At 44.1% G+C, this 26,469-nt stretch carries 37 protein-coding genes and 1 tRNA gene; 7 read left to right on the top strand and 31 right to left on the bottom strand.

Going from position 1 to position 26,469, the window contains the following annotated elements:
• Positions 1-141: 141 nt before the first annotated feature.
• The 27 genes from DCMF_RS04590 to DCMF_RS04475 all read right to left on the bottom strand — a co-directional run bounded on the left by DCMF_RS04590 (position 142) and on the right by DCMF_RS04475 (position 17,431).
• Positions 142-747 carry a hypothetical protein gene (locus DCMF_RS04590; RefSeq protein WP_236860190.1) on the bottom strand — a complete coding sequence of 202 codons (606 nt, stop codon included), beginning with the start codon at positions 745-747 and terminating at the stop codon, positions 142-144.
• Positions 708-1,097 (bottom strand): hypothetical protein, encoded by a 390-nt coding sequence (locus DCMF_RS04585; protein ID WP_148133327.1) that lies wholly within the window; start codon positions 1,095-1,097, stop codon positions 708-710. Before DCMF_RS04585 ends, DCMF_RS04590 begins: the two co-directional genes overlap by 40 nt.
• Positions 1,098-1,099: 2 nt before the next feature.
• Positions 1,100-1,252 (bottom strand): hypothetical protein, encoded by a 153-nt coding sequence (locus DCMF_RS29070; RefSeq protein ID WP_214659090.1) that lies wholly within the window; start codon positions 1,250-1,252, stop codon positions 1,100-1,102.
• Positions 1,253-1,266: 14 nt separating this feature from the next.
• Positions 1,267-1,554 (bottom strand): hypothetical protein, encoded by a 288-nt coding sequence (locus DCMF_RS04580; protein WP_148133326.1) that lies wholly within the window; start codon positions 1,552-1,554, stop codon positions 1,267-1,269.
• Positions 1,555-1,911 (bottom strand): HNH endonuclease, encoded by a 357-nt coding sequence (locus DCMF_RS04575; protein ID WP_148133325.1) that lies wholly within the window; start codon positions 1,909-1,911, stop codon positions 1,555-1,557.
• The gene (locus DCMF_RS04570; protein ID WP_148133324.1) at positions 1,908-2,444 is read right to left on the bottom strand and encodes a Holliday junction resolvase RecU; all 537 of its coding nucleotides are present in this window, start codon (positions 2,442-2,444) and stop codon (positions 1,908-1,910) included. Before DCMF_RS04570 ends, DCMF_RS04575 begins: the two co-directional genes overlap by 4 nt.
• A complete protein-coding gene (locus DCMF_RS30040) occupies positions 2,432-2,566 on the bottom strand; it encodes a hypothetical protein (protein WP_257790947.1) in 135 nt (44 codons plus the stop codon). The genes DCMF_RS04570 and DCMF_RS30040 overlap by 13 nt, the downstream gene beginning before the upstream one ends.
• Positions 2,559-3,128, bottom strand: a complete 570-nt coding sequence (locus DCMF_RS04565) for a J domain-containing protein (RefSeq protein WP_148133323.1) — start codon at positions 3,126-3,128, stop codon at positions 2,559-2,561. The genes DCMF_RS30040 and DCMF_RS04565 overlap by 8 nt, the downstream gene beginning before the upstream one ends.
• Positions 3,103-3,612, bottom strand: coding sequence for a hypothetical protein (locus DCMF_RS04560; protein ID WP_148133322.1), 510 nt, complete (start codon positions 3,610-3,612; stop codon positions 3,103-3,105). Before DCMF_RS04560 ends, DCMF_RS04565 begins: the two co-directional genes overlap by 26 nt.
• A complete protein-coding gene (locus DCMF_RS04555; RefSeq protein ID WP_148133321.1) occupies positions 3,609-4,622 on the bottom strand; it encodes a DUF3102 domain-containing protein in 1,014 nt (337 codons plus the stop codon). Before DCMF_RS04555 ends, DCMF_RS04560 begins: the two co-directional genes overlap by 4 nt.
• Positions 4,623-4,638: 16 nt before the next feature.
• On the bottom strand, positions 4,639-6,573 hold the full coding sequence (locus tag DCMF_RS04550; RefSeq protein ID WP_148133320.1) for a PcfJ domain-containing protein: 1,935 nt from the start codon (positions 6,571-6,573) through the stop codon (positions 4,639-4,641).
• Between the two features lie 12 nt (positions 6,574-6,585).
• Positions 6,586-6,954 carry a hypothetical protein gene (locus DCMF_RS04545; protein WP_148133319.1) on the bottom strand — a complete coding sequence of 123 codons (369 nt, stop codon included), beginning with the start codon at positions 6,952-6,954 and terminating at the stop codon, positions 6,586-6,588.
• Between the two features lie 207 nt (positions 6,955-7,161).
• Complete coding sequence (locus tag DCMF_RS04540; RefSeq protein ID WP_236860189.1) at positions 7,162-7,947, bottom strand: HNH endonuclease signature motif containing protein; 786 nt, start codon at positions 7,945-7,947, stop codon at positions 7,162-7,164.
• Positions 7,948-7,950: 3 nt separating this feature from the next.
• Positions 7,951-8,205 carry a hypothetical protein gene (locus DCMF_RS04535; RefSeq protein ID WP_148133318.1) on the bottom strand — a complete coding sequence of 85 codons (255 nt, stop codon included), beginning with the start codon at positions 8,203-8,205 and terminating at the stop codon, positions 7,951-7,953.
• 23 nt (positions 8,206-8,228) lie between these two features.
• Complete coding sequence (locus DCMF_RS04530; protein WP_148133317.1) at positions 8,229-9,002, bottom strand: DnaD domain-containing protein; 774 nt, start codon at positions 9,000-9,002, stop codon at positions 8,229-8,231.
• 30 nt (positions 9,003-9,032) lie between these two features.
• Positions 9,033-9,344, bottom strand: coding sequence for a LysM peptidoglycan-binding domain-containing protein (locus DCMF_RS04525; protein WP_148133316.1), 312 nt, complete (start codon positions 9,342-9,344; stop codon positions 9,033-9,035).
• A complete protein-coding gene (locus tag DCMF_RS30430; RefSeq protein ID WP_418219622.1) occupies positions 9,337-9,498 on the bottom strand; it encodes a DUF6011 domain-containing protein in 162 nt (53 codons plus the stop codon). Before DCMF_RS30430 ends, DCMF_RS04525 begins: the two co-directional genes overlap by 8 nt.
• Before the next feature lie 429 nt (positions 9,499-9,927).
• Entirely contained in the window at positions 9,928-10,110 is a 183-nt protein-coding gene (locus tag DCMF_RS04520; RefSeq protein ID WP_148133315.1) for a hypothetical protein, read from the bottom strand.
• Positions 10,111-10,169: 59 nt separating this feature from the next.
• Positions 10,170-12,737 carry an AAA family ATPase gene (locus DCMF_RS04515; RefSeq protein ID WP_214659089.1) on the bottom strand — a complete coding sequence of 856 codons (2,568 nt, stop codon included), beginning with the start codon at positions 12,735-12,737 and terminating at the stop codon, positions 10,170-10,172.
• Complete coding sequence (locus DCMF_RS04510; RefSeq protein ID WP_148133313.1) at positions 12,734-13,882, bottom strand: metallophosphoesterase family protein; 1,149 nt, start codon at positions 13,880-13,882, stop codon at positions 12,734-12,736. The genes DCMF_RS04515 and DCMF_RS04510 overlap by 4 nt, the downstream gene beginning before the upstream one ends.
• On the bottom strand, positions 13,882-14,934 hold the full coding sequence (locus DCMF_RS04505; protein ID WP_148133312.1) for a hypothetical protein: 1,053 nt from the start codon (positions 14,932-14,934) through the stop codon (positions 13,882-13,884). Before DCMF_RS04505 ends, DCMF_RS04510 begins: the two co-directional genes overlap by 1 nt.
• Positions 14,935-14,962: 28 nt before the next feature.
• Positions 14,963-15,421, bottom strand: a complete 459-nt coding sequence (locus DCMF_RS04500) for a hypothetical protein (RefSeq protein ID WP_148133311.1) — start codon at positions 15,419-15,421, stop codon at positions 14,963-14,965.
• A gap of 4 nt (positions 15,422-15,425) precedes the next feature.
• Entirely contained in the window at positions 15,426-15,974 is a 549-nt protein-coding gene (locus DCMF_RS04495) for a helix-turn-helix domain-containing protein (protein WP_148133310.1), read from the bottom strand.
• Positions 15,975-16,129: 155 nt separating this feature from the next.
• The gene (locus tag DCMF_RS04490; RefSeq protein WP_148133309.1) at positions 16,130-16,549 is read right to left on the bottom strand and encodes a hypothetical protein; all 420 of its coding nucleotides are present in this window, start codon (positions 16,547-16,549) and stop codon (positions 16,130-16,132) included.
• A 42-nt stretch (positions 16,550-16,591) separates the two neighbouring features.
• A complete protein-coding gene (locus DCMF_RS04485; protein ID WP_148133308.1) occupies positions 16,592-16,885 on the bottom strand; it encodes a hypothetical protein in 294 nt (97 codons plus the stop codon).
• A 51-nt stretch (positions 16,886-16,936) separates the two neighbouring features.
• Positions 16,937-17,158 carry a helix-turn-helix domain-containing protein gene (locus DCMF_RS04480; protein WP_148133307.1) on the bottom strand — a complete coding sequence of 74 codons (222 nt, stop codon included), beginning with the start codon at positions 17,156-17,158 and terminating at the stop codon, positions 16,937-16,939.
• 15 nt (positions 17,159-17,173) lie between these two features.
• Positions 17,174-17,431, bottom strand: coding sequence for a helix-turn-helix transcriptional regulator (locus DCMF_RS04475; protein WP_148133306.1), 258 nt, complete (start codon positions 17,429-17,431; stop codon positions 17,174-17,176).
• Positions 17,432-17,606: 175 nt separating this feature from the next.
• Here DCMF_RS04475 and DCMF_RS04470 point away from each other — a divergent pair, with 175 nt between their 5' ends.
• The 6 genes from DCMF_RS04470 (at position 17,607) to DCMF_RS30035 (ending at position 21,442) form a co-directional block, all read left to right on the top strand.
• Positions 17,607-18,023 carry a helix-turn-helix domain-containing protein gene (locus DCMF_RS04470; RefSeq protein WP_148133305.1) on the top strand — a complete coding sequence of 139 codons (417 nt, stop codon included), beginning with the start codon at positions 17,607-17,609 and terminating at the stop codon, positions 18,021-18,023.
• A gap of 3 nt (positions 18,024-18,026) precedes the next feature.
• A complete protein-coding gene (locus DCMF_RS04465; protein WP_148133304.1) occupies positions 18,027-18,371 on the top strand; it encodes a hypothetical protein in 345 nt (114 codons plus the stop codon).
• Between the two features lie 22 nt (positions 18,372-18,393).
• Positions 18,394-18,825 (top strand): ImmA/IrrE family metallo-endopeptidase, encoded by a 432-nt coding sequence (locus DCMF_RS04460; RefSeq protein ID WP_148133303.1) that lies wholly within the window; start codon positions 18,394-18,396, stop codon positions 18,823-18,825.
• 93 nt (positions 18,826-18,918) lie between these two features.
• On the top strand, positions 18,919-19,767 hold the full coding sequence (locus tag DCMF_RS04455) for a hypothetical protein (RefSeq protein ID WP_148133302.1): 849 nt from the start codon (positions 18,919-18,921) through the stop codon (positions 19,765-19,767).
• Between the two features lie 129 nt (positions 19,768-19,896).
• Complete coding sequence (locus DCMF_RS04450; RefSeq protein ID WP_148133301.1) at positions 19,897-21,042, top strand: type I restriction endonuclease; 1,146 nt, start codon at positions 19,897-19,899, stop codon at positions 21,040-21,042.
• Positions 21,043-21,307: 265 nt separating this feature from the next.
• Entirely contained in the window at positions 21,308-21,442 is a 135-nt protein-coding gene (locus DCMF_RS30035) for a hypothetical protein (RefSeq protein WP_257790946.1), read from the top strand.
• A 272-nt stretch (positions 21,443-21,714) separates the two neighbouring features.
• On the opposite strand, the gene DCMF_RS04445 is transcribed toward DCMF_RS30035, so the two are convergent.
• A protein-coding gene (locus DCMF_RS04445) for an IS3 family transposase (protein ID WP_148133300.1) occupies positions 21,715-22,828 on the bottom strand; the annotation gives its coding sequence in 2 pieces (ribosomal slippage) (positions 21,715-22,557 and positions 22,559-22,828; 1,113 coding nt in all).
• Between the two features lie 33 nt (positions 22,829-22,861).
• On the opposite strand from DCMF_RS04445, the gene DCMF_RS04440 reads away from it, so the two are divergent.
• The gene (locus DCMF_RS04440; RefSeq protein ID WP_214659088.1) at positions 22,862-23,968 is read left to right on the top strand and encodes a tyrosine-type recombinase/integrase; all 1,107 of its coding nucleotides are present in this window, start codon (positions 22,862-22,864) and stop codon (positions 23,966-23,968) included.
• Between the two features lie 121 nt (positions 23,969-24,089).
• Here the strand turns inward: DCMF_RS04440 and DCMF_RS04435 are convergent.
• From DCMF_RS04435 to thrB, 3 genes are all read right to left on the bottom strand, one after another.
• Positions 24,090-24,167 (bottom strand) — tRNA-Pro (locus tag DCMF_RS04435).
• A gap of 65 nt (positions 24,168-24,232) precedes the next feature.
• The gene (locus DCMF_RS04430; RefSeq protein WP_148133298.1) at positions 24,233-25,462 is read right to left on the bottom strand and encodes an aspartate kinase; all 1,230 of its coding nucleotides are present in this window, start codon (positions 25,460-25,462) and stop codon (positions 24,233-24,235) included.
• A gap of 84 nt (positions 25,463-25,546) precedes the next feature.
• Complete coding sequence (gene thrB, locus DCMF_RS04425) at positions 25,547-26,446, bottom strand: homoserine kinase (protein ID WP_148133297.1); 900 nt, start codon at positions 26,444-26,446, stop codon at positions 25,547-25,549.
• Positions 26,447-26,469 lie beyond the last annotated feature (23 nt).

Below are 26,469 nucleotides of genomic sequence, written 5' to 3'. Positions count from 1 at the left end.
GCGGGGGAGCACACCTGCGGCTGCAACTCCCCCTTCTTTTATTATTTTTCCTGACAACATTTTACGATACAATTTTACCATGGACGATTTTGCATGTAAATTGCAGCTTTTTTGCAAGATTTTTGCAAACCTGAAAACCCGCTACATCTCTAGCTTTAAGCCATCTATACCAAATAAAAGTATGCTCAATTCGTCTACCATTTCATTTTTCCATCGCCTTACCGAGTCTGTACTGCAGTGTAGTTCCTCTGCAATAATTTGTACCTTCTCTCCCCATGAGATGTCTCTCCTTGCTCGGTCTAAATACAACCGGTATATTACTTCATACTTTTCTTCTTGGCTTCTACTTTTCAATCGGAATCTTAAGACCTCCATGTAAGTCTCAATATGGTTGATCATGATTCGAGTGCGGACCCGGCTACGCTTAATGGATTGGATTATCACATCATCCGGATCCATATCATCGCATCCCAGCGATTCCAATAATTCCTCTGATGCCTTATCTTGGGCGTTCTCATAATGGTCCATTAGGCTCATATAATTCTTTAAAAGTAATTCTGTATTGTGAAAACGATTCTTCCGGATTCTCTGCCGCTCCTCATCCCTCTGAAGTTTTAAGGCTTCCCGTGCAGCAGCTTTTGCTATCTCTTGAACCTTTACGCTTGATTTCCCCATCTTGAGACCCACCTCCCCTTGGTTATCCTCTTTTAGACTATCATCAACCTCTCCACCCGTTCTCTTTCCCACCAAGCCCGGATCCCCTGCCCCCAGGTTTGGCCAGTTTTAAAATCCTGGCTGATAATTATTCCTTCTCCATAAGAGACATCAGCGGGAACCTCTTCTATTTTCCCTTTCTTTTGCCTTTTGTCTTTCGGAGGATTAAATTTTTGAAGCAGTTCCTGGATCTGTATCACAGAGGTATCTGAAACCGCTTTTGCATAGTAGAATTCCCCTTTTGGTGCCTGAACTCTTTTTTTGGCAATCTCAATTTTATTGGCCCTTACTATTTGCCCGATCCTCTTCCGGCTTGTCCCCAGCTGCAGTGCTAGATCCCCGATCGTAACATATTCGCCCCGGGCCTCCACTATCTTCTCCACAGTTACCGCCTCCCCATAATGCCGGCAATAATCTTCATCCCTCTCTCCCGGTCATCCTCGTCCTCGAAGAAAAGGGCGCCGGTGGAATCGATCCCGTATCTGATTCCCCGCCGGTCCAGCTCAGAGATGATTACCGATTGCATCTTTTTTGTCATCTGACACTCCCCCCTTATGCCCAGGTTTCCACAATCACGGGATCATCTTTTGATGATGGCCCCATCCGGCACATACCAGAAGGTATGGCCTCTCTCACTTCTTCCAGAGTGTCCTTGACCACTGCGTAGTGAGTGGGCTTATTTTTTATATCCCAGAGTCTGGCCACATATTTGTCTGGATAATCTTTCTGGTTCTTATAAATTACAATAACGGGCACCCGTACCAGTGAGCTGAGTTTTATTTTCAGGAAATCATCCAAGCGTATGTCGTCTTTAGCTTTAAGCAGTTGCTTCATCATCACCTAACAATCCTCCTTAGCACCTTTCTTTAAATTACATTCTGGGCAAGAAAGCTCCAAATTCTCTAAATCCCATTCATCTCCACCTTTTGAGACTGGAACAATATGATCAACATGGAAGTTATCTTTACTGACTTCCTTCCCGCATTTCATGCATATCCCGCCATCGCGGGCATAAATCACTTTTTGGACTCTCTTCCAGTCTGTTTTCATAAAAAAATCTCGTATACATCGCTGATTGCAAAATGTCTTCCTTTTTGAATTGAGAGGCTTTCTGCATGTACGGCAAAGGTTGTTTCCATTTTCGTCTGTCAGATAAGGAAATGTTTCATAATTTGCTTGGCCTTTTCTATTCATCATCCAACCTCCAGCCCAGCCAGATAATCCAACACTATTCCATTCCGGGACCGGACCTCAATCATATCCGCCACATCGATGTAATTGAACCCCCGCTTCCCCTTATTCTGTTGCCAAGCATCCCAGCGCTCTAGGACCGTTGCTCCCGGGATGAAGTACCGCTTGTCCAATAGTTTCATGTAGCAGAGAATGAAACTGATCTCTCCGACCTGGAGGGCTTTCCGGATGTAGTCTATTTGGTGAGGCTCGATGTGTTTCAAGGGGAGGCCTCGTTCATCCTCCGACTCCTTACAATCAAAACTAATTGACGTACCGCCCCGGACCGTACCCCTGAAATCCAGGGTTGACTTTTCCTCCGGGAAGGCCGAGACGATCCTTGGACCGTCTCGGACCACATTCCAGGGAGTGCTGATTTTCTGGACCAGGGCGATGCCCCGGGTTTCATAACCCGCATTGGACATCCTTATTTCTCGCTCGAAAATGGCTCCCTTATTGGCATATTTCCGATTCTTAGGCTTCGCTCTCACCGGCTGCATAATTTTTTTAGCCTCTCATTCTCCTTCTTATACCGGAGTGCCTGATCTGCAAAATAGTAAGTAGTAACCATAAAGAACAAAGCATAGGCGATCAGTAGGCCGATTCCAATCCATTTACCCATGACTCCGCTCCCCTTTCCCCAAATATTGCAGACATTGCTCTTTCGCCCGGGTAAGTATTTCAAAGTCTGCCGTATCTCCACCGGCATCCGGGTGCAACATCTTGGCCTTCTGCTTGTACTGGATATTAACTTTTTCGCAGCTCTCCGGGATCCGGTCAAACCCGAGAGCACGAAAGAAACTAGGGATCTCAACTGCTGGCGGCAGGTATTTCATACCCGACACCCAAACTGACAGGTCATAGATTCCTTTTTCCACCATGCCGGCCAGGGCCTCTAGTTGGAGCACTAATACCGCAAAACAATCCGATCCATAATGGAGTTCTTTGACAATCGGGTTTTCTTTATTCCGTTCCTTACTCTTTTGAATGGAATACTCAAACCGGTAAAAGTTCTCTTGATACCGGAATTGAATCCAGGCATCAAAGCGCCCCCAGTTGAAGTCGAAGTCCTCCGCCGCTTTCAATCTGCCCATTACCCGGGGTAATTTTCTCTCATAGACATCCGGAAGAGCATATTGCCTTTTAGGTGCAGCCGCTTCAGCCTGTCTTGACGTTCTTGCCATCGCATTTGCCGCCTTTCTGAACCATAATACCAGCTAGAGCCACTTGATAAGACACATATACGGGTGGCCACTCAAGAAAAATCCCAACGTTTTTCAATGTTTCGGTCACATTAACTCCCATGCCCTCAGGGCAATATGTAACAAAATGTCCATTATGCTCTTTTGTAAATTCCGCCACATGGCTTCTAAGCTGTTTTCTAGCCGTGCCCTGCCAGTATAGGCAACATTTTAATTGGTGATCTGACCATTCAGGATGGAGGCGCCTCATTCTTTTTACATGTTCTAAAAAACTAAATACATTGCATATCGCATAAATAGGTTTTGTTATATCAAATATCTGATCAAAATATTTAACTTGTGGAGGGCAACCTTGTTTTTTATTAAAATTCGGGCATCCGTTTGGATGACTGTAATATGGCTTCTTGCACAATTCGCGAACAGAATAATCTAGAATAGGATTTACTGAAACGATGATTTTGCTCATAGCCGCTCCCCCATCTTTCCGATCAGCACTGCCACCGCGTTCTTGTACTTCTCATGGGCCTCCGGATCCGCTTTCCCGATTTCAGCCAGTGTAGCCAGTAGTTCCTGAAAGTTCTTCACTAGCCCGTCAAAGATCACTTTAAACTTGATTGCAGCCGGGTTCTGTTGGGCCGCTTTCTTCCGGAGCTCCTCCAGCTCTTTCTCAACCTCTTCCGGAATCTTTTCCACAACGGCCGGCTCCAGCTCAACCGGTTTTTTCAGTTCATCGTTCAGGACATCAATCTGCCTCTGAGCTACCTTAAGCTCTTCCTCGAGCTGTTTTACCTTCTCATCCGAGGATCCGTTCTTTCTTGCCTCATCTAAAAGTTTTGATAATTTCTCCATCTCAGCCTTGGATTGCTCCCTCTCTGCTTTCAATACATCCCCAAGCGTCTTAACAGTATCCTGCTTCTCTTTCAGCACATCGTTGGTCACTCGCATATCAGATCGAAGCTGGGACGCTTCATCGCGAAGCTTGTCCCTCTCCTTGGAGATTTGAGTGACGGTATCTCCGATGTTTGCAACCGTCTTCTCCAGCTTTTGTTTTTCTTTCAGTGCTTTATCCCGCTCCTTAATCGCCGCCTGCAGCTCCCGCGAGGACATATTATCGACATCATGATCCTCGATGAACTGTTCCCGCTCCTCCTGGGGGATCCCCAAGAGGGCGACTGCTTGCGTGTAGCTCAAAATCCCAAGCGCTTGGGATTTTGCATTGTTGTCAAAAAGGCTAAGTTGGTCGGCGCCATATTCCTCAAAGATCCGCATTAGATTATTGGCCGTGCTTTGGGAATATTCCACAGACTCCTGGAGCCACTTGCCCCATTCACCATGGGGGATATAATTCTTGGCCTCGTAAAGACGCCGGCCTATCTCGATGCTGTTATATAGAAGCATGGTCCGGGTTTGGCGTTTGATATTATTAATTTCGGCCGCGATAAGCTCGGGCGTTCTATAAATAGCAGGTGCTTCCATCTTTATTCTCCTTCCTTTATGCCGGGATTGTTACCCGGACCCTGTTAATTTCCCTTCTGGGCAATGTCCTTAAAAATTCTTGGGCGAATTTCTTCACATCCGGCGGCGCTGCGCGGTGGTTGTAGCCATGCAGTTGTAATATTTTCAGTTCCTTCATGTCAATTTCCATCGTGAAGAAGGGCTTGCCTGGCTCCTGGGCCCGCCTGACGAAGAAAATCATCTGAGTACCGGCCATGTGGTTATCGGCATACCGCTGCCCGCCGACGCAATGTTTTAAGGATTGGCCTTCTGTTATTAGATCGCTCCGGAGCGCCGGGAATACGATACAATAATCTCCCTTTGCGTAATCTTTCATCCCGGAATAGAGCTTTTCAACAGCCAGTTTAAACTTCTCATCCTCAACCTTATGCTTCATCTGATTAAACCGGGGCAGGATCTGGTCATGGGCCGCTTGAATATTGCTCGGGAAACGGACGGATTTATGCGACATGTCCACTTTCAGCGCGTCCGACATATCAAGATAGTCCCGGTAGAGCATCAGGCTGTAGTGGAGATTTTGCTTGCCGTTCAGTTCTTTTTGCTTTGTGAAGTAGTTGGCGAAGCGCTCAAAGGACATCTTTTCTAAGTATCCCGCAATATAGCCATAATCCCAGGGGTCAGGTGCCAGGGCTCGGAATTTCAGGAAATTTTTTTCGCTCACCCAGGTCCTCGACGCCCGGATAATCTTGTGCTCCAGCGGTTCGATGTTAAATTTTTGATACATGGGCAGATACTGCTTGCTGACGCCCAGCACCTCGGCAAAACCTGCTTTTTGGCCAAGCTTCTCCTCGCCCATGTAGGCGGCCGCCAAGGCGGTCAGGCCCATCTTAAATAGATATTCGGCCGCAGGGATGTTTTCCAGGTTGTCGAGCAGTCTGCTAAATGGCAGCTGGCCGGTGTTCTGCAGTCCTGCCTGCAGGTCAACGTGGTAATATGACTCGCCGAAAACTTCCCGGAGGTTATTCGTGTAGATGTACGCCGGGTTTTGGTGTGTTGAGCCGTTTTTCTGGCGATACCAGTTTTCACCCCATTGCATTATCGGCTTGTAGTCATAGGCGTACAAAACCGGTTTCCTCTGCTCCCACAGATGCAGATTCCGGTAAAAGTCCCAGAAAGAATACTGGTATTTTTGCTTTGGGAAAATGCGCTCCACATTCGCCCAGCGAACCAGCAACTGATTATTGACCTTGTGAGTGATGCAGATTTTCGCCTTTTCCCTGTACAGGCCTTTTGCCCAGCTTGCGCGGTACTTCGCGGGCATTTTGCACTTCGGGCAGGATCCGCTTTGGCCCGGCTTAATTTCTTTCGCCACTGAATATTTGTGTCCGCAGTGGCCGCAAACCGCCTTTCTTGTGGTTTTTTGGACTTTGTCCAGAAAAACGACAGTGTTTTTAAACACTTGCGTCTCGCAAAATTCAGGCAGGTCTGCCGGGTAGTCCGGGAACATTGCAAAATGTTCCTTCATCTTGCCGTACTTACGCTCCATGGACTGCTCCCGTTTTTTCTCGTTGATTCCTCCGACGAAGGCGTCCATTTCGCCCCTGATTCCGCGGACGTAATGCCAAGAGACCTGCTTATTTTTAAGCACGCTGTTGGCAAGCTGTATGTCGGCGGCCGCGGCGTCTATGTCCCATCCGTACGAGCAGACACCCTCCAGTACAGCGCTCGGCATCCGTTTTTCCCAGCCCTTGCCTGGCCGCTCATTAGAGACTAAAAATGTGTTTCCGTCCGAGAAAAACCGCATGGCCAGGAATTGTCCCTCGCGTCTGAAGACGTCAATGACGAGGATATTTCCGCACTTTTCCATGCTAATCACCTGGACAGCAGCCGCGTATTTGTCCCGCTTGCCTTTTACGGGCAGAACAGGGAAAGCCTGGACAGGGATTTGTTCTAACTCTTTTTTGATCAGCATCTGCCTTCCCTCCTACAATAAGTCTTCCAAGCAGAGACTAAAGCCAATCTCCTCTTTTACCGGCTCAGGAGCAGGAGTTGTGGTAGCTGCTGGAGCTGGATCAGGAGAAGGCGTGCCGGCGATATTAAAATATTTCAGCACAATATTAAATCCTTCTGTTGGTGTAAACATTGCGCAATTCCCGACCTTCTTCTTTGACGCTTCGTTCCTCATGGAATCCAGGCTCTTCGCGATGGTCTTGCCCTCCTGCATGATCTTCTCCGCAGCGCCCAGGTTTTCGTTCAGGTGCTGCAGCAGGAATCCCCCGACCACCTGGATATAAGAATTATTTTTATTCTGGTCCATTTCGGACTTTATCTTAGCTACTGCCTTATCAAACATTTTTCACACCACCTTGTCCAATTTTAGAGTAGAATTTTCAATTCTGGCCTCAGCCACTATCACTCCCGGTCTAAAATCGTTTATAAGCCGCCACGGCCTGGAGGGAATGTCAACCTCAATCCGGAAATTCGGCTGTGCTTTTATCTTTTTCCCCCGCTCACGTAGGCGGGCATTGCAGTTCTTCCGAGGCATTTTTTTACACCTCCGCTAACGTATTTTATTTTTCCGCTTTCTTTCTCCAATTTTGTTATAAATATCAGCAATCACTATCGCTGTTCTTGTTAGATTAGCATCGTTTTGAATCAAATTATGCTTATTTAACCTTACGAGCTGCTTCCGGGAAACAAGAATAAGGTTATTGGGTTCTAAATTTTGCTTGTTTCCGTCGCCAAAAATGATGGTATGGCCTTTTGGAATTGGACCGTTTGTTTGTTCCCATACTACTTGGTGTTTTGGTCTCCACTTGTTTGGATCAGCAATCTTTATCTCTATATAGCCATCAACATTAATCCGTTCAGATCCAACCGGCCTGTAATTAGTTGGTGTGTGCCCCTTTTTGAATTGAGTGGGTTCCCATCCACCAGTACCTTTTTTTCCTTTGTTCCAGGGATTACGTCCCTTCTGGAAGTATCCTTTTAAACCACTGTCGAGCTTGAATCTAGCATAATAGGCTTTCATCTGATCCTTGGTATAGTTCGTTCCAAACATCTTATTCAGCAGATCTGCCATCCCCTGATGACCAACCCCGATATAATGATCGTTGATAAACTTCCGGACTTCTTCGGGATACAGCTTTGTAGGCAGTCCGGCCGGAACACCTTGTCCAATTCCACTTTTTAGTCCATGATTTGTCTTATACGACTTCATTTTACTTTCTGTGAAATCCATGCCGAATTTCGCATTAACAAGCTCAATCAGGGTTTTTAGCGTCATTCCTTTTACGTTTTGAGCGATAAAAGCCTTTACTTCTTCCGGATAGTTTTTCACGATCATCCTCTACTCCTTCAAAAATAACTCCTTCAGCATTGTAGGCATTTTTTTACTTTCATTTCCCCCAATGCCATACTCCTTTGTAAATGTCATTGCTTTCAGCACCAAATTGCTGTTTGCTATTACTTGCGTTGCAATATCGGAAATAGCCTTTGCCCTATTAATTTCTTCCGAGAGATCGTCCCCTTTCAGGTCCTCATCACCAAGCCGCTCCAGCTGGGCAAATAAATGATTCTGTAAATCATCAAGACCATTTTTCATATTTTTTATCCCTCCAAATCCATCTACTTAAGATTTTCATATAGCCAATTATATTTTCCTTTTTCTTCCTTCTTGGGTTCGGCTATTTGCCCTCTCCTCCCCTTTTTATCCCGAGATTTTTCACGCCTTTTCTGGAATTCTTCTTTGGCTGCAGATACCTGCTGAATAGTTTTTATCCCACTTGTTTCCCAGGACAAAATAATTTTGTCAATATAGGCAAATGTCCTGACGTTTTGTGCCAGTGCCTCCGCTACCGCGCACTTGATTAGTTCGTCGGAATTATTTCCCTGCCACTTCATGATCATGTCCATCTGTGTGGAACTAAGCGGATACCCTAACTCCCTTTCGATGAATTTAAAAATATTGAATTCCTCACATGCGGGGATAGTAGGAGTAGTAATAATATCGTTTAGTTTAATAATGGACGCGGTTTGTGTTGTGGTTTGTGTTGCACTTTGTGCGCGGTTTGCGTTGCAGTTAGTGTCGTAGTTAGTGTCGTTTAAAACGACGCAATTAATTTCGAACGGAATGATTATGTAGAGTGCTGACTGCTGGCCTGATCTACTTTTAAATATTATTCTTCCAGATTGTTGCAGCCTTTGACGCGCCCTTATAATCGCGTCTTTCTTCAACCCAGTTTTGGTTTCAAGGGTGGATATAGCTACTGCGAACTCCGTTACCCATCCTGCTTTATTGCATATGTGCATTAAGGCATGCCATAAGACAATACAGGAGTCAGATATAGAGTTGGTTTCGAGCCAATCGTAAAAGGCATTGATTTCTTTTATGTAGTTCATAGAATCACTCCGCCAACACGTTATATAAATCTAATCCTGCCCATATGGCTCTGCTAATTCCCCATCCTCATCCGGAACATTTAGGCGGTCGCCCGGCTGCATCACGTATCCCGGCTCATCCTCAAGCCCATTCGCCTCCTGAATCCACCTCACCCCGATCCTGGGATCAACCTTCGGCATATATGCCTCAGACAGGTTCCAGAAGCAATCTCCAGGCCTGACCACATGCATGGTATACCGCTGGGGCCGCTCGGGCTGGACCCGTGCATAAGAATCGATCACCCCAGGAACGATAAAAAATAAGATGAGTATGATCAAAAACACGACAAAAAGTTTACGCATTTGGCACCTCCCTCTTCTGATCAGTTTCAAAAAACAATTCTAACTGCTTGATTATTGGGGGCTTCCCTACCTTTTTGTAGCAACTGGGCCCGAGTTCCCGCTCGATTGATACAGGATCCTTCAGGCGCCGGTGGCATCGTCTGCATCTGGTCATGATATTTGCCCCCTAAATCTCAAACTTCTCCATTAGATCACCGCAGAAACAGCCGCCATTGTTAATTCTTTTTTTATTCCATCCTGATGAACACTTGTCTGCGTCATCGCCATTGCCGCCTCGCTTACATTCAGCACAATCAACAAACAATTTTCCTCTCGAATCTTTAAAACTACCTTTAGGCTTTTTACCCAAGATTCTCATCTCCTTTACATTAACCGGTCCCCGGCTGGTCGGCCCCGGCTTCCGGCTGCGCGCATTCGGTTTTCAAATAATCGTTTTTTCACTAATCATTTTCATTTATTTTCTTAATCGCCCCGCCCTCCGTCCGACCAGTTAACGCCTTATGCGTATCCCATTACATCATCGGGCGGAGCCTCTTCATTGGGTTCAAAGCGTTAATTTATCCATAATCGGTAATCGCCCTGACTAAACGGCTCGTAATGGGCAATCCGGACGGCGCGATAAAAAAGTTCCTTCTACAAGATCAGCTTCCGAATCCGATAACAAAGGCACACATATTAGAACCTCACCATCATCACCGGACTCATACCAGGACAGTTTACAATCGCAGCAAGTGATCGGCATCTCCATTTCTAAAATGGCCGTCATCGTTTTTAACCTCCTTCTTGGTAACAGAGTTAAATTTTTCCGCTGAGGGGTAAAAAAATTTATGCAGCAAGCTTTACTCTTACCCCATCTTCCCCAGGTTCCAAATAGATTTGCTGTTCAAAAACCGCCTGAGCCTCCTCAATGTGGGTAATAACCAAGACCTTTCTAAATCGGTCTGCCACGCTCTTGATTGCCTCCAGGACCAGACCCCTGTGTACTGCATCCTGACTTCCTAATCCTTCATCGATCGTCAGCCATTCCACCCGGGAGCCGGCTCGCCTGGCTAGCAGCTCCGCAAGGGCAAACCGAATTGCAAAGTCAATGCGCAGCTGCTCCCCGCCACTGAAAGTTTCATAAGGCCTGTCCCCGATCCAATCTGATACGATAATATCCAGGGTTTCCTTTACACCCGCCCTGCTTTTCAGGTCACGCTGGGTTTCAAATCGCAGAGAATGCTCACCCTTGGACATCTGCCCCAGGATCTCGTTGGCGATACGCTCTAGCTCGGGGACCGCATTCTCAATGATCAGGGCGGGGATCCCGTCCCGGCCGTAAGCCTTCACCAGTGTTTGCCACCGCACCAGGTCTTTTGCAAGGGGGATGATCTGATCTTTAATCTGCCGGCGCTCCTCTTCGTCTTTTTCTAATGATTTCAATTGGGCGTCGATCACTCCGGCCCTGGTACTATAGTCAGTCAGTTCTTTGCGCAACGTTCCCAGATTTTCTTCTAAATCAGCGATACCACCTAGCTCTGTAGGAAGATTGTCCACCCAACGGTCAATCTCATTCTTCTCATTCCCTAGCTGGTATGCGGTCTTTCGCTTCAGCTCAATCTCAGTTTTCAATTTGGCGATCGTCTCATTGGTCACTGCGACCATTCCCCGGGCTGCAGGAAGCTGGTCCTTGACTTGAGCCCATTGGGCAAGCTTAGGAAGTCTGGCTTCCAGTTCCGTTAGTGGCTTTAATTCCTCGACCAATTTGATCCTCTCGGCCTGAAAGCCCTTAATGCGATCCAATATCTGTCCTTTTTGCTCTTCAGCCTGTGATTTCTGCTGTTTCAGGTTTTGGAGGAGTTCCTGTTTAGAATCTAACTGGGCCGCCTGTTCCACCTTCGGCCTGAGGAAATTCAGCCTTTCTTTACTTTGCTTGTGTTGCAGCGGGTCATATTTCAGTTCTTCCACGGATCTTTTTGCATTCTGGTATTCTTCCCAATACGGTTGGATCTGGGACCCATCGATACTCGCCAGTTCTTTTTCCAGATCGGGAAGCTTCTTCTTTGCATCCTGAGCGTCGGCCAGGAATCTGCACTGAGCATTCTCCGGATTGATGCAGCCGCTATTGCCGAGCATTTCAACCTTTTTTTTGAGTCCTGAGATTTGATCATTTAATTCCTTTGCTCGGTTTTCTATTTCCGTATCCTTTTTCTCCCATGCGGCTTTTTTCTGAATAGCATTAAGTTCTTGGATGCGGAAAGTTTCAGCCAACTTGTCCAGTCTTTCAATATCCGCGCCTAACAGATTGAATTCATTGACAGCTTGTTCAAGCTCTGACTGGCATGCAAGTATTGTTTCGGTCTTTGTAACCTGCTGGGAAGTGGTAGTCAATTGGCTTTCTATTTTTACCAATTCCCCCCGGATCTGTCGTTCCTGGATGTCTAATTCAGAAAGGCGGGGTTGCTTGGTTTGCAATACAGTAATACGCTGCTTAACCTGTTCATGTTCATTCGATTTTGAAAGAATCTGAGCTTCAGAATCCAGAATCTTTTGCGCCCGGACCAGCTTATCCCCATGCTCCGACTTCTCGCTTTCCTTCTGCTCAATCTCAGTCCAGAGGGTATCGATCTGTCGGTCGAGTTCTCTTGCACGTTGCTGCTTGATTTCTAGTTGACGGACTCTGTCCCGGGCTTGCCGCAGTTCTGACTCTTTTGATTGAATCTCTGCTTCTATCCTTGAGATTTCATCGAGGCAAACGGCGCGTTCTGATTCTACGGCGGGTTTAGCAACCAGCCTGGTATCCAATTCAGAGAGTTTTGCTTTAGCCTTTTCCAATTCGATGTTTACAGCCCGCTCCTTCTCCTTAGCCTTTTCAAGGAGGCGGTCATAGATTTCAAGTCCCAGGATCTGGGCCAGGATAGCCTTTCTCTGGCCAGCAGGCTTGGAAGTGAATTCATTGGCCTTTCCCTGGAGGATCATGCTACTGGCCAGAAATGTCTCTGCGTCCAGATTCAAAAGTTCCTTGATTTTATCCTCTGTTTCCCAGGTAGTTGTACCTGATAGGCTATCCCACTTCCTGGCACTCAGTTCCGGATCTTCGATCAACCTCTGAAGCTCCAGAGTAGTCTTCCCTTTGCCCTTGGTGGACCGGGTCCGGATCACTCGGTATATCTCCCCGCGGTGTTCGAATTCTAAAGTTGAGTCCATCTCCTGGGTTCCTAGCCGGACCATGTTGTCCATTCCGCAGCTATTCTTGGTTTCTCCGAACAGAGCAAATACTGGGGCAATAGTGAAAATGGTGCTCTTCCCCACCCCGTTGGGGCCGCAAATAGAGGCTAGGTTGATGTTGGAAAGGTCAATATCTACATGGGGTACCGCCCCAATATTGGTTGCTTCAATTCTCAAGGGGATCATGCTGACACCTCCTCGATGAGGCTGGCTGTCATTCTTTGCAGTGCCTCGATTTCTGATTGGGCTATGTTCTGGTTCACAGCCCATTTACCCACGGTTTCCACCGGCCCTAAGGATTCGGTGACTTCCTGATCCCGGGCCCGGTCTGTACGCTGGATATCTGCTTTGATTTCTTGGACAAAAAAGGCGCCGGCATCATAAAGATCCTTTTCCAATGCTTTACGGTTGAGACGTCTATTCAATTCCTCAGAGCAGGTATAATGGATACGGGTAATGGCGCCATCAAACACAAAGCTTAAATTATTGCCGTCGAGGTACCTCTCAACATCTCTTTCATTCCATTGAGCTGTATAAAACTGCCGTGCTGGTGTTTCAATAAATCTAGAACTACCTCCAACTTCATGGATCCAAAACCCTGGGGTGATATGCTCATCATTAAAGCTGAGCCTTTCTGGGCTGCCACAATAAAAGACATTCTCATTCCGTTGAGGTCGATGAATATGCCCCAGCAGGACAAGGTCAAACCCTTCTGTTGCCTCCCGGGTTAAGACCGGCTCATGCTGCATCAGAACATCCTCAAAGCCCTTTTCAGCCATGTCAAAAGTTAGATGTCCCATTAGAATGCGAGGCTCATATCCACACAAGTTACGTAGGGATTGGCAGGTTTCAGTGATTCGATCCGTCATTATTTGATGGACCACATGGGGGGCCAGTCCCCGGCATTCTTCTTCCGTAAGAATGCCGGAACGATTCATCCCTGGAAGGCAGACAATAGATACATTATTGAAAGTCTCCACTGCCGGTACAGTATGAATCTTAACACCCAGAATTAACATTTCTTTTATGATCTCATAGGCTGCCACCGCATCATGAGACGGGGTTCCGCTGATCACAATCACATCGATGCCAGCGGAAGTTAGTCTTCTGAGCCAATCAGCAAAAGCCTTAATCTCAATACTCGCCCGGTCGATAAAGACACGGGCATCTTTAAAGGCGTCCCCAGCCATTAGAACAAGCTCGCATCCTTCCTCTATAATCCGATCGGCGGACCAATTCATAATAGTGCAGATATCATTGAATCTTGACTGCGGGGTGGGGCCCGGATAATTCAGGCCCCAATGGATATCACCGATATGGGCAATTTTCATTAGTAGTTTCCTCCCTGGTCAGGGAATAGGTCTTCAGGAAGATTATCATCGTCATACCCTGAATAATCTTCGCCTCCACGAAGCAAATCCTGAAGTTCTTCCGGAGAAGCACTTTGCATAAAACCGATAAGGTTGCTTGCTTCCTGGGAGCTCATGCCATTGTTTGGTTCTTTCCCGACTTGTACCAGAGCCAATTGCTTTACATCCTCCTGGGAAAGCCCTTTGCTCTTTCCGATAGCAAAAATGGCTTTTATTTGTTTTTCTGAGGCAACATTTGCGTTGCCGCCCCGGTTATTGCTTGAACCGGGCCCAGACCGATTTTGGTTTTGGTTTTGACCACGGGGCTGCTGGTTTTTCTGGCCTGGGGCTTGTCCCTGTTTTTTCTGACCATCCTGGCCTTCCTGACCGTCTCCGGGCTCCCCATCGATCCAGGCATCCAGTTCATTTTCTGCATAAGTAAAAATGCTGCTTAGCCCAGTTGATGCCAGAGTGGCTCCCACGTAAGCCCGCTTAATGGCCATTTTCAAGACGGTGTTCCACTGGGAAAAAAGATCCTCATTTTCAATGCGATAGAGCTTAAAGGGGCCGTACTGTCCTTCCATATCTTTAGAAACTAGGGAATCTTTATCCAGGCTCTTAGGTAAATCTTTTTCATAAACCCAGCGATATCGGTATTTTGATTCTCTGGTGCAGGCTGAGCCCTCACCTTCTCCAGCGGTTATGCCGGTAGCTTTATGAACCAGCCTGACTTTTACGCTGACATCATAATGGCCGGTAGCATAATCTTTGCTCTCCATTTTATCTACAATCGTTTTCGCAAACCCATAAAGAGAGTTCAGCTTGTCCGCCCCAGGCTGAAGAAGTGAAGGTTTTTTTGTTCCAGGGATAATACCGTAATCGGTATCTTTCTCCATGACCCGTTTAAAAAAATCTTGAGAAAGTTTCAATTTCGCCTCTATCTCCGCCAACCTGGCTTCCATTTCCCGGATGCTTCCGGAATTAAGTTCAACCGCGGCAGCACCTATTTTTTGAACCTGTAAAGGCTCTGTCATTTTTTCTACACCTCACTATTTTTTTTATTCAAGCTATCGCTCGGGGGATCAATTCATCCCGATGGCTTTGCAGGACCTCGAGCTCCTCGCGATCACCTCGGATCCCGGCCAGAAACATGGCAGTGTCAATAGCCTTCAGCAATGACTGCCGATAATCCGGTGTAGCCCCAAGATATGGTTCATAATTGTGGAAACGTTTTTGGGAACGAAAGCCGTGAGGCTTTCGGGGAGATATTTTTTCTCTCCAGAAAATTGCATGCTGACTCGGGTACTCTTCAACGGACAACACCGTCACCTCAATGAATCCCCCGGGGATGATCTTCTCGACTTGGCAGACATAGGATCCGTATGATTCCTCCCGGGCCAAAACCAGGTCCCCGATTTTAGTTGATTTGTCCAATATAGGTCTGCTATAATGGGATTGGAGATTTTTATTTACTGGCGGCTCAACATGGCCGTCTTTTTCTTTTGTTATGTTTATAAACATCAGTTTACCTCCCTTCATTGACCATTCTTTTGCTGCAGTATCCGCTTTTCTCCAGCTTTTCAATGTGCCTGTTCATTGTCTCGATAACCGGCCGGCCGAACCACTCCTGCATCTTAATAAGCACGGTCTTGGCCCCGGTAATGAGATCTGCCGCTTCATCCTCCATGGACCTGACAACATCCTCAACAGACTTATCCAAACAAACTCCCTGTTTCTTGTTAATCAGGGCATCCCGCGCAATATTAGCGGTTTTAATAAATTCCGATGCTTCCCCGATCACCTTGTTTAAAGCAACCACTGGGTGGTCATCAATGTTGTCCAAATACCGTGTTGGGAAAAGATTGCCGCGACATAGGGAGCACCTTTCTTCGGACATCCGCGGGCTATTCAGTTTCTCTATGATGCTGGCCTCGGTTTCCCGTGGGATTGGCCTCTCGCCGGTAACGTACTGGCTTAAGGTACTTGGCGCCACGGATACTTTGCTGGCCAATTGCCGGAATGTCATATCACATCTGGCTACTTCGTCACGTATCACCTCTGCTAGTGCGAACATGCCTTCACCTCCTTTCACATCTTGCGAACTTTTGCCGGGTTTTTATTTGCAGGATCATGGAGTAGTATCAAATATGTTGAAGCCCTATCTCTTACCTCCCCTTCCCGGTCCCCACCTCCCCGGGGACCGACTTTTTCTCCCTCTCCGGGATGCTTTTATTCTTTGTCCATCAGCTTTTCAAGCAGTTCCCTCGCCGCAGGCAAATCCTTATAAATCAATTTTTTTACAATATCACTAATAATATTGGATTCATTTTTATAACCCACATAATGAATAGCTGAACTAATACCTGAGAGCACACTCTCTTTTTCCGAACGCAAAATCTCTGACCCATGTGAAGTTTTATCTATCCATTTTTCATATGAATCCAAAATAAAATTAATTTCAGACTTAATGCAACGCATAACAAAGTTCTTTTCTTTCTCCTGGACCTTTGCCTTAATTGGCTCATGATTCTCGATAACTTGAATCTCATCTCTCACTTTTGCAAGAGCTTCACCTTCGAGATTATGAACTACAAAATATTTCAAATCTTTATAGGCTTGTTCCCAATCACCTTCACTCCGCTTTGGCATCAATATCACCCCCTCCCTCGGCCTATCCCCCTGGGGTCAAGTCTATTTCTTCCTCCATAAGCCTAGTGGCAGCTTATTAAGATCTAATTGTTTAAGAGGAAGAGAATTTCTATGATTAAGTTGAGGAATTATGCGCTTAATGAAGTCTAGATCTTCTTGGCACATCTTAACCAATTCTTCAGCATCAGGATATTTTTCTATTGTTTCTTGCAGGCGTTCGGCTTCTTTCTCAAGTAGCTGTGCCATTAAGGACCATTCGCTAACATCTTCAATGACGATCACGCAGCTCTCCAATGCTTTTACGGAAGAATTGCCGTAATCCGTATAAACTTTCACCTTCTCACCTCCTCTCCCCCGGTCTGCCTCCCCGGGCCGGGACCTTTTTCTTTACCCCGTCTTTCTCCTTGGCCTCTCGGCAAACTCCAGGTTCTCCTTCAGCCATCTCTCCAACTCAAACTTGGGAATAACCCGTTTCGTCCCCCCTTTCCCCCTGCGAACAAAACCTAATTGACCGGTATTCATAAGCTCATATATGAAATTTTTACCTAAGCCCGTCGCCTCGATTGCTTCGTGAATGGTATAAGCTACTTTGTCGCCCAGTTGGTCCATGTCTCTCACCTCCTTCTACGCTATCCTGGGGTTGCCGGTAGTGCTGGAATCAGTCTTGAATTGTTCTACAGGTGCAACATCCTCGGCAAAAAAAATTTCATGCACTTCCTTCCCAAGGACTATCGAAATATTACTAACCAGCTTATAAGACGGATTTTTAATACGTCCCTTCTCAATATCTATAATGGTTTGTCTGCTGGTGCTGGCCCGTCCCGCCAATTCCTCTTGGGTCATTTCAAGTTCCCTACGATATTTCCGAACCAAATTTTTCATATCAAGGCACACCTCCTTTTCTGTAAACCACGTGCTACATTTGAATTGTATTTCATGTGCAACTAAATGTCAAGTATGTGCAACAAATATTTAGGGACTTTTTGTTTATTTTTAGTCTTGCATGGTTTACAATTTGTGGTAGACGTATTACATTTTTATTTAGTAGGTGTTATAAGTGTCCGATCTATCAAGATTATTAATTAAATTAAGAGGCGATGAATCCTTAAGAGACGTGGCTAAACGTGCACAAATAAGTCATAGTTACTTAAGTCATTTAGAAAAAGGGCGCGACCCGCGAACAGGGAAACCATTATATCCGTCACCAGATACTCTTAAGAGTTTATCTAAGGCTTATAATTATCCCTATGAAAAAATGTTGGCGGCTGCCGGCTATCTCCCCGCTTCTACCCCTGTAACCAAACGTGACATCAAACAATATGAAAACTTCAGAAACCATGCCCAAACCTTCTTCATGGATGATGAAGTTGCAGATGAAGATAAGGAAAAAATTTTCCGCGACATAACAGAACTTTTTTGGGAGTCAAAGGAAAAAAACAAGAAAAAGTATGGTAGAAAAAAAGAGGGTAAATAAAAAATGGAAAATGAAAAATTTCAAGACCTAGTTTTATCTAAACTAGAACAAAACGATAAGTTTCAAGAATCCGTCTTAAATTATCTCGAAGTTATCGCAAGTAAAATAGTTAAGATGGATGAAAGAATGGACCATATGGAAGTAGATATAAAAGCGAACAATGAAAGCCAGGTTCGGATAGAAAATAAATTTGATACTCAAATATCCGCCCTCTTTGATGGCCTGAATGCTAATAATGAAAAGATAGATCGCGTGATCACCCGTCTGGACACCATTGAAGAGAAGGTTGAAAACCATGATATTCATATTGCAGTCTTAAATAAGCGTAAAAGAACTTCCAGTAAATAGACTTAACTCGGAGGTTACATATATGCAGAACATCCCACTCTGCGTTCGTCGCCTCGTGAAAAAATACGAGACCCGGGACCCGGCAAAAATCGCTCAAGCAATCGGAGTAACCATTAAATATAAATCTTACAGCCATCATACCAAAGGATATTTCATTAATACCCTTCGCAACAAATTCATTGTGGTCAACAAAAACCTACCTGAATTTGAACAACGGATTGTCCTGGCCCATGAACTGGGACATGCCATCCTCCACTCTAACCGCGGCACTTATATGATCCGGGAGTACACCTTGTTCCCTAAAGGGATACAGGAAAATGAGGCAAATAAATTCGCCGCAGAATTCTTAATTTATGATATCGACAAGAATATGATAAAAGACATGAGCTGTGATCAAATAGCCCAATACTTTGGAGTGCCAAAAGAGCTTGTAGTTTATAAATTCCAAAAATAAGACCTGCTACTTTAACAAGGAAAGCGGGTCTTTATGTTATATAAACAATTCGACAGAATTAGACAAGTTTTGACTTTTAAGGGAGGAGATAAAATGGCTGAGTCCACTTTACCTGAAGAAAATAATTTTAAAACAACAAAATTACCAGAAATTACCTTAGAATTTGGAAAGTCTACTTCTCAAAATTATGATCTTGCCGTTGAATATATTAAAAAGAATCCAACCTACACTGAAACCGGTCAAGGAAAGAGCGTAAAACATACAGCAAATTACTCTTTAGCAAACATTAATCCATTTTTTGAACTATATGATTTGGTAAGTGGATGGAAAAGCACCGCAATCTACATGGGAGGGCAGCAGATTCCCTCGCAAAAGATTTGTCAGAGCATGTATTGTTATAAGCAAAGAGAGAAGGCTTTTGATCCAGATGAATATTGCTGCGGGAGAGATGATGCTTATAACGGCAATGACAATGACTTTGGTTGTCGTCACACGGGCATCGACGTTTATGGATGGCATGGCCTGAATGGTTTCGGGGAAATAAAATCCGACGGTTCTTTCGCTGTTGATAAAAATCGATTAATTCATGCAGTTTCAACTAATCTTGAGCCCTATCTATTATGTCCTGCTCTTAATCCTAAAAAAATTGAGCAGAAATTAAAAGCATTTCCCGACACAATCAATCCTAAAACCAATAAATCTTGGGAATACGTCACAGAATGGGAAAACGGCAAGGACATTGCTATAGCAGTTAAGAAAAAGGAAAAAAGAAAAGGAGAAAAATATGTAGTCAAGGATGAGAATACCTATCAAATTAATTATGACTTAACTGCAGCCACTTCATCCAGGTCTAGCCCCAAAAAACATGCTGCTAGAACAGGCTGTCTTCTTTCTATACTTTTTGTTATGTGCTTTATTACCCTACTGGTAATAATTTTTTAGATACTACTCAAGCTACGGGGGCCATGATTTATTTGAGTTAAAGACGTAGCTGCTAAAGTCTATAAAATGGACAAAGCATGGGCGTTTATAGCCTGAAAAAATTATCAACAAAAAGGGGGAGAATTTATTATGAGTTTTAAGGAAGATCTGTTGCGTTTATCCGTCCAGATTGGGGAACGTAAAAGACACATTTCAAATGAGGAGACCACCAAACACTCCTTGATAATCCCCTTTATCCAGGTTTTAGGTTACGATGTGTTTAATCCATTGGAAGTTCAACCAGAATATGTGGCTGACTTTGGAAAGAAAAAAGGAGAAAAAGTTGATTATGCTATTTTCAAAAATGGAAATCCGATTCTCTTTATTGAATCTAAGTCAGTAAACGAAAACCTTGAAAACCATAATGCCCAGCTAAGTCGTTATTTCAATTCTACTCCGAATGTAAAGATTGGAATCCTTACTAACGGCGTCCAATATAAGTTTTTTACGGATTTAAACCAAAACAATATTATGGATAGTGCTCCTTTTTTCGAGTTGGACATAACTGATCTGAAAGACTCAGAAATTGAGGCATTAAGCAGATTTAAAAAAGATGTCTTCGAGAATGAAAACTTGATAAAGTATGCTGAAGAACTAGTCTATATGGCCAATCTAAATAATACGCTAAAAGAATTATTTAAGAACCCATCAGATGAATTTATCAGGTTTTTGATAAAAGACTTCAGTGAAACAAGAATAACCAGCAATGTTATTGAACGATTTAAGCCTCTGGTAAAAAAAGCTATTCAATCTGCTTTGCTTGAAATAATCAGTCAAGGGATTTTGAAAAACGTTGAAGACGATCTTAATAAAACTGAGTCAGAAACCGTGAAACCAATCGAACAGGAATCAGTTGAAGAAGCAGCCCATAATGAGATGGAAAAGAAACACATCTTTACATCTGAAGATGAAATTAAAACATTTGAATATATCAAATCGATCTTACAAAATGCGAAGAAAGACATTTCTAAAATTGGATATAAAGACACTACCACTTATTTTGCTGTTTATAAAAAAAATATAAATGGATGGTTTCTAAGATTCAATATTGATGGATCATTTAAATATGTAGTGTCAAGACTTACTCTTGATGAGGCCAATATTTTAGCAAATGGGCTGCATTCGGAAGCTGCTCCAAAGGGTATGGGTGAATCTCGGTTAATTCTTTCCACAATTGATGACATAAAAAAAATCGATAAATACATTGTTCGAAGTTTTGAAATATTGGAAGACTAATATTTAAAAATCATTTAACTTTTGGCTTACGAAGGACCCAAACAGATTTTTGATGATATGGGAGAAAGGAATGACAAATGTTTCTCTATCATAATCAGTTTTTAAAAATGATGAAACATAAAAATGAAATTTTACTAAGGACCTGCCTAGCGGGTCCTTAAATTTTTTTACTTCTCAATTCGTTTTAATTATTCCCAAAATGTAGATAAGTGTTATAATTAATTTATCCAAACATATGTTCGCAACATAAATGTGAGGTGGAAAAATGGCGTCTATTTTTAACAAAGGAAGTAAGAAAAAGCCGGTCTATTACATTATTTATGATGATATCGATGAATTTGGGGAAAGAGACCGCAAATGGATTAGTATGGTGGACTACTTTGTCAAGACAATTTTTTGACCCTGTTTAAGGTGTATTCACACCACCTTTCGCTCCTTGATAATTGTATATAATTGTAAGTTTATTTAAAAACGTATTGGTAATTCCGTTAATTATTTCCACTGGATTAGATATTATGTCAAGGGTCGGCTTTGCCGACAGCGAAGCTGCTTGCCCTTGACATGTTGATCAGCAAGACCCTTTTGTTTCCGGTCTGTTCATAACAGACCGGTTGCCTCCCGGCGAGGGCGGGGTGGTTTGGAGGGGCAGAGCCCTTCCAGGGTTTTAAGAAGTCATTTTTTAAAGTAAACTTCTGCCGGAGTAAGTTCCTTCAATGCTTGGTGTGGCCGGTATGTGTTGTAGCTTTCAAGATATCTTCCAATACCATACCTGGCTTCTCTAGGGCTTGCATAATCATTAATATATATTTCTTGGTACTTAACAGATCTCCATAATCGTTCTGTGAAAATGTTATCTAATGCCCGGCCTCTTCCGTCCATGCTAATTTGGATGCTACTATTTATCAGCGTATCTATATATCGTCTGGATGTAAATTGGCTACCCTGATCGCTATTGGCAATTACAGGTTTTCCGATTTTTAGACCTGCTTCCAATGCGGAAAGAACAAAATCAACTTCAAGGTTATCACTTAATTCCCATGAAACCACGTAACGTGAATACCAGTCCAGAAATGCTACAAGGTAAAGCCAGCCGCGTCGTAAGCGGACATAGGTAATATCAGTTCCCCAAATATGGTTTGGATAACTGGCGGTAATATTTCTAAGTAGGTATGGATAAACCTTATGTTCATGGTTTCTTTTGCTGAGGTTAGGACCAGGATGTATTGCAACCAAGCCCATTTCACGCATATATTTTTGAACCGTTGACCGACTAACCAAGTGTCCCTCTCGTTTTAAGACCGTCGTAATACTTCTCGAACCGAAATAGGGTGATTTAGTATAAATTTCGTCAATGGCATGCTTAAGCCGAATTTCCTCTTCTGATGGTGGAACTGGTTTATAGTAAAGACTGCTCCGATTGAGAGAAAGCATTTGAGCTTGCACAAAAACGGACATTTCGGGATCGTCAAAATCTACAAGGGCAATCCGTTCACTTCTTGGCAGGGTCGATCCCAGATTTTTTTTTAAGCCAATTGAATTGGGCGGTGACCTCTCCAAGCTGGGTATACAGATCTTGCACTTGCTTTTTTAGATCTTCTTTTTCGTCATCCTTCCTGCGTCCATCTGCAAGTATCTGAGGGAGCCCTTCAATTGCTTCTTTCTTCCAACTAGACAGCTGATTTGGATGTACTTCATATTCGGCAGCAAGCTGGGATATGGATTTTTCTTCCTTTAGAATTTCCAGTACAACCTTGGCTTTAAATTCTCCTGTAAATGTTTTTCGCATACCTCATTATACACTTTAAATCAGGCTGTTTTGTTGTCTAGTTTTCTTAGTCCATTATATAGTGTCCGGAAGTATCTTGGGCTTAAACGCAGGGCAACCTATGAAGAAGCTGATGGTGTTAAAAAAGAAATTGAAAATAAACTTGCCAATAATACCTTTGTGGAGCCGAATTACCAGACTGTTAAAGAATATTTCGAGGATTGGTTGGAGCTCCAAAAAATCGATGTATCCCCCGGTACTTACGACCGCTATTCAATTTATGTTTATACTCATTATATTCCCTTCTTCGACGATGGAAATATGAAACTCTTAAGCATTAAGCCCCAAAACATATTGAAGTTTAAAGGCTTGTTATTGAAGCCGAAAAAGGAAGGTGGCAAAGGTCTTGAGCCTGAAACGGTAAAAGGCATTCTAAACACTCTTAGTAGTGCCCTAGACCAAGCCGGACTTCCCCGAAACCCATGTAAGCACAAAATCAAAAAGAAAAATGTCACAAATGTAAAGGTGCCCAAAAAAGCAGTTGAAACCTTGACTGAAGAAGATGTTCGGACCACCAAAGCAAAACTTAGGAAAATGAAAAATGTGAGAAATTTTGTGCTAGTATCAGAAGCTGTTTCTACAGGTATGCGAAGCGGAGAATTGTGTGGGCTATTCTGGCCTAATATAGACTTAAAAAGGAAAACTCTTAGCGTAACGGGTTCTATGAAAAGAAAAGGCAGTTCTTTTTACTGGGCTCCTTACGGTAAATCCGACCGGGCACTCCGAACTATTGATATCACAAAAAAAGACATTGCTTTGTTTAGATTACTCAAATTGCAACAAACTAAGGACAAACTTAAATGTACCCTTGAGAATCCATATAATGACGCTGGTTACGTTTTTGCCAACGGGGACGGGTCTCCCTTAACCCCAATGCGTGTGACCCACATATGGGCCGATTTAAAAAAGAAGTTAGGGGTAAAGGTAACCTTTCACGGTTTACGTCACACCTGCGCCACGCTGTGGCTTAAGAATGGGGTTCCAGTGCATGTGGTAGCCCAAAGGCTTGGACATACCGAGGAGACGATCACATGGCGTTATGGACACGTTCAGTCGGGTATGCAAAGAGATGCAGCAGAAAAAATGAGTCAACTATATTAATAAAATTTTTTTATGTACTCATAAAAGGTACTAATGGTTGAAAAATGGTTGATTTTTGCTAAAAATTGATAAAAAGGCAAAAATAAAAGAGCCGCAAACCATTGCGGCTCTAAGAATTTCCTGGTCGGAGCGACTGGACTTGAACCAGCGGCCTCTACCACCCCAAGATAGCGCTCTAGCCAAACTGAGCTACGCCCCGAAACGACAAGGATAATTGTATAACATTTAAATCACCATGTCAAGGGCAGAGAAATGTTTCTTTTATTATTGTTCGTCTAATTCAAAAGCCTCATGTAAGATTAAGACCGCTTTTTTGATCAAATCGGATCGAATGATACAGGACACTTTAATCTCTGAGGTGGCGATCATTTCTATATTGATCTCATGCTCCGCCAATGCCTCAAACATGCGGGCGGCAACGCCCGGGTTGGTAATCATTCCGGCACCTACAATGGAGATCTTAGCCACATCCGGGTCACAGGAATAATCTTTGGTTCCCAGCACATCCTTGACCTTTTCCATCACCAGCTTAGTTTTTTCCAGGTCATCTTTTGTTACCGTAAAGGAGATATCTGTTATATCATTTCTTTGCTGGCTTTGAATGATCATATCCACGTTAATTCTTTCATCAGCTAAAGCCCGGAACAGCTTACTAGCGGTACCTGGTTGATCCGGAACGTCAAATAATGTCACTTTGGCTACGTTTAGGTCGTGGGCCACTCCGCTCACAACCATTTCTTTTTCCATAATTTTGTTCATTTCTTCAACCCCCTGTACTATTGTTCCTTGATGGTAATTAAAACTGGACCGGACATGAATTTTTACGTCAAACTGCTTGGCTACTTCAACGCTCCTGGGCTGTAATACCAGCGCCCCTAAGCTGGCTAATTCCAGCATCTCATCATGGGAAATTGCCGCTAATTTTCGGGCTGTGGGAACCAACCTGGGGTCGGCAGTGAAAACCCCATCCACATCGGTAAATATTTCACAAATATCCGCATTTAATGCTGCCGCCAAAGCTACGGCACTGGTATCTGATCCCCCGCGTCCCAATGTGGTGATCTCATTTTCCTCGGTTACTCCTTGAAATCCGGCCACAATGACAATGCGGTCCAACTTTAACTCCTCTTCCACCCTGGTGGAGTCGATCCTTAGAATTTTGGATTTGGAATGTACCTGATCCGTGAGAATGCCTGCCTGTTGACCCGTGAGAGAAACGGATTGATAACCCAAATCATGTAAAGCCATGGCCAAAAGGGCTACGGATTGCTGTTCACCGGTAGCAAGAAGCATGTCCATTTCTCTTTTAGGCGCATCCTGAGAAATTTGTTTTGCTAAAGAAATTAGATCATCTGTGGTATCACCCATGGCAGAGACAACGACGACTACTTTATTATTTTGATCATACGTCTCCCCAACTCTTTTTGCCACTCTTTTAATACATTCCGCATCAGCTACGGAGCTGCCTCCGAATTTCTGTACTATGATTGCCATTTGTAAGTTCTTCCTCTCCGCCGAAAATTTGTCATTAATACATATTTTAGATATCATTTTAAACTTTGCAAGTAAAAATTCTCCCTAAGAAGAGATTATTTTCGTACCGGTAAGGTCCGGGTAAAGATCCAGGGTTTTACAGCTGATTTCTTGCTGGGTAAAAGCCTTTGACATTGCTTCCGCTACAGGTCTTCCATCTCCCACCACAAAAGCTATTAAGGTGGGCCCCGCCCCACTTATGGCCACAGATAAGGCCCCCGCTTCTTTCGCCAAGGAAAAGACCTCTCTCATGCCTGGAATTAAGGACATCCGATAGGGCTGATGAAGTCGGTCCTCCATCATCTTACCAAACAAGGCCAAGTCTTCTTTTAACAGTGCGCCGATCATTAAAGATGTTCTACCGATATTAAATACGGCATCAGACCGGTCAACCATGGTGGGAATAACCTGCCGGGCAGTTTCGGTAGACAGTTGAAAATCCGGAATTGCTACAATCGCATGAAGTTTCCTCGGGGGAAGAATTTTAAGGTAGTCCACGCTGCTGATTCCGGAAACCGCAGCCGTTACCCCGCCAAAAAGAGCAGGGGCCACATTATCCGGATGCCCTTCCATTTCAACCGCCATTTTTAAGATTTCCTGGTCGGACAATCTTTTCCCCGACAGTTCATTAGCCGCTACCATTCCCCCCACAATGATCGAAGCAGAACTGCCTAGACCCCGTGCGATGGGGATATTATTTTCCAAAATGATTTTCAGGCCACTGGGCGAAAAATTAACTTTATCAAAGACCTTTTTTGCTGCCTGGAATACTTTGTTGTTTTCCCGGCGGGGAATCTCACTGGCTCCTTCACCCAGGATATCTATGTTTAAACCTGAGGGAATCAACTCAAACGAAATATCATTATATAACTCAAAAGCCATGCCGATGGTATCAAAACCAGGGCCAAGATTCCCTGAGGTGGCGGGTACGCGAATTTTCAGCATCTTGCATCCTGCTTTCCCTCATT

This window comes from Candidatus Formimonas warabiya (assembly GCF_002777255.1).
GTDB classification, from domain to species: Bacteria; Bacillota; Dehalobacteriia; order Dehalobacteriales; family Dehalobacteriaceae; genus Formimonas; species Formimonas warabiya.
The sequence above is the reverse complement of the archived record's forward strand: the minus strand, read 5'-3'. Positions and strand labels throughout refer to the sequence as shown.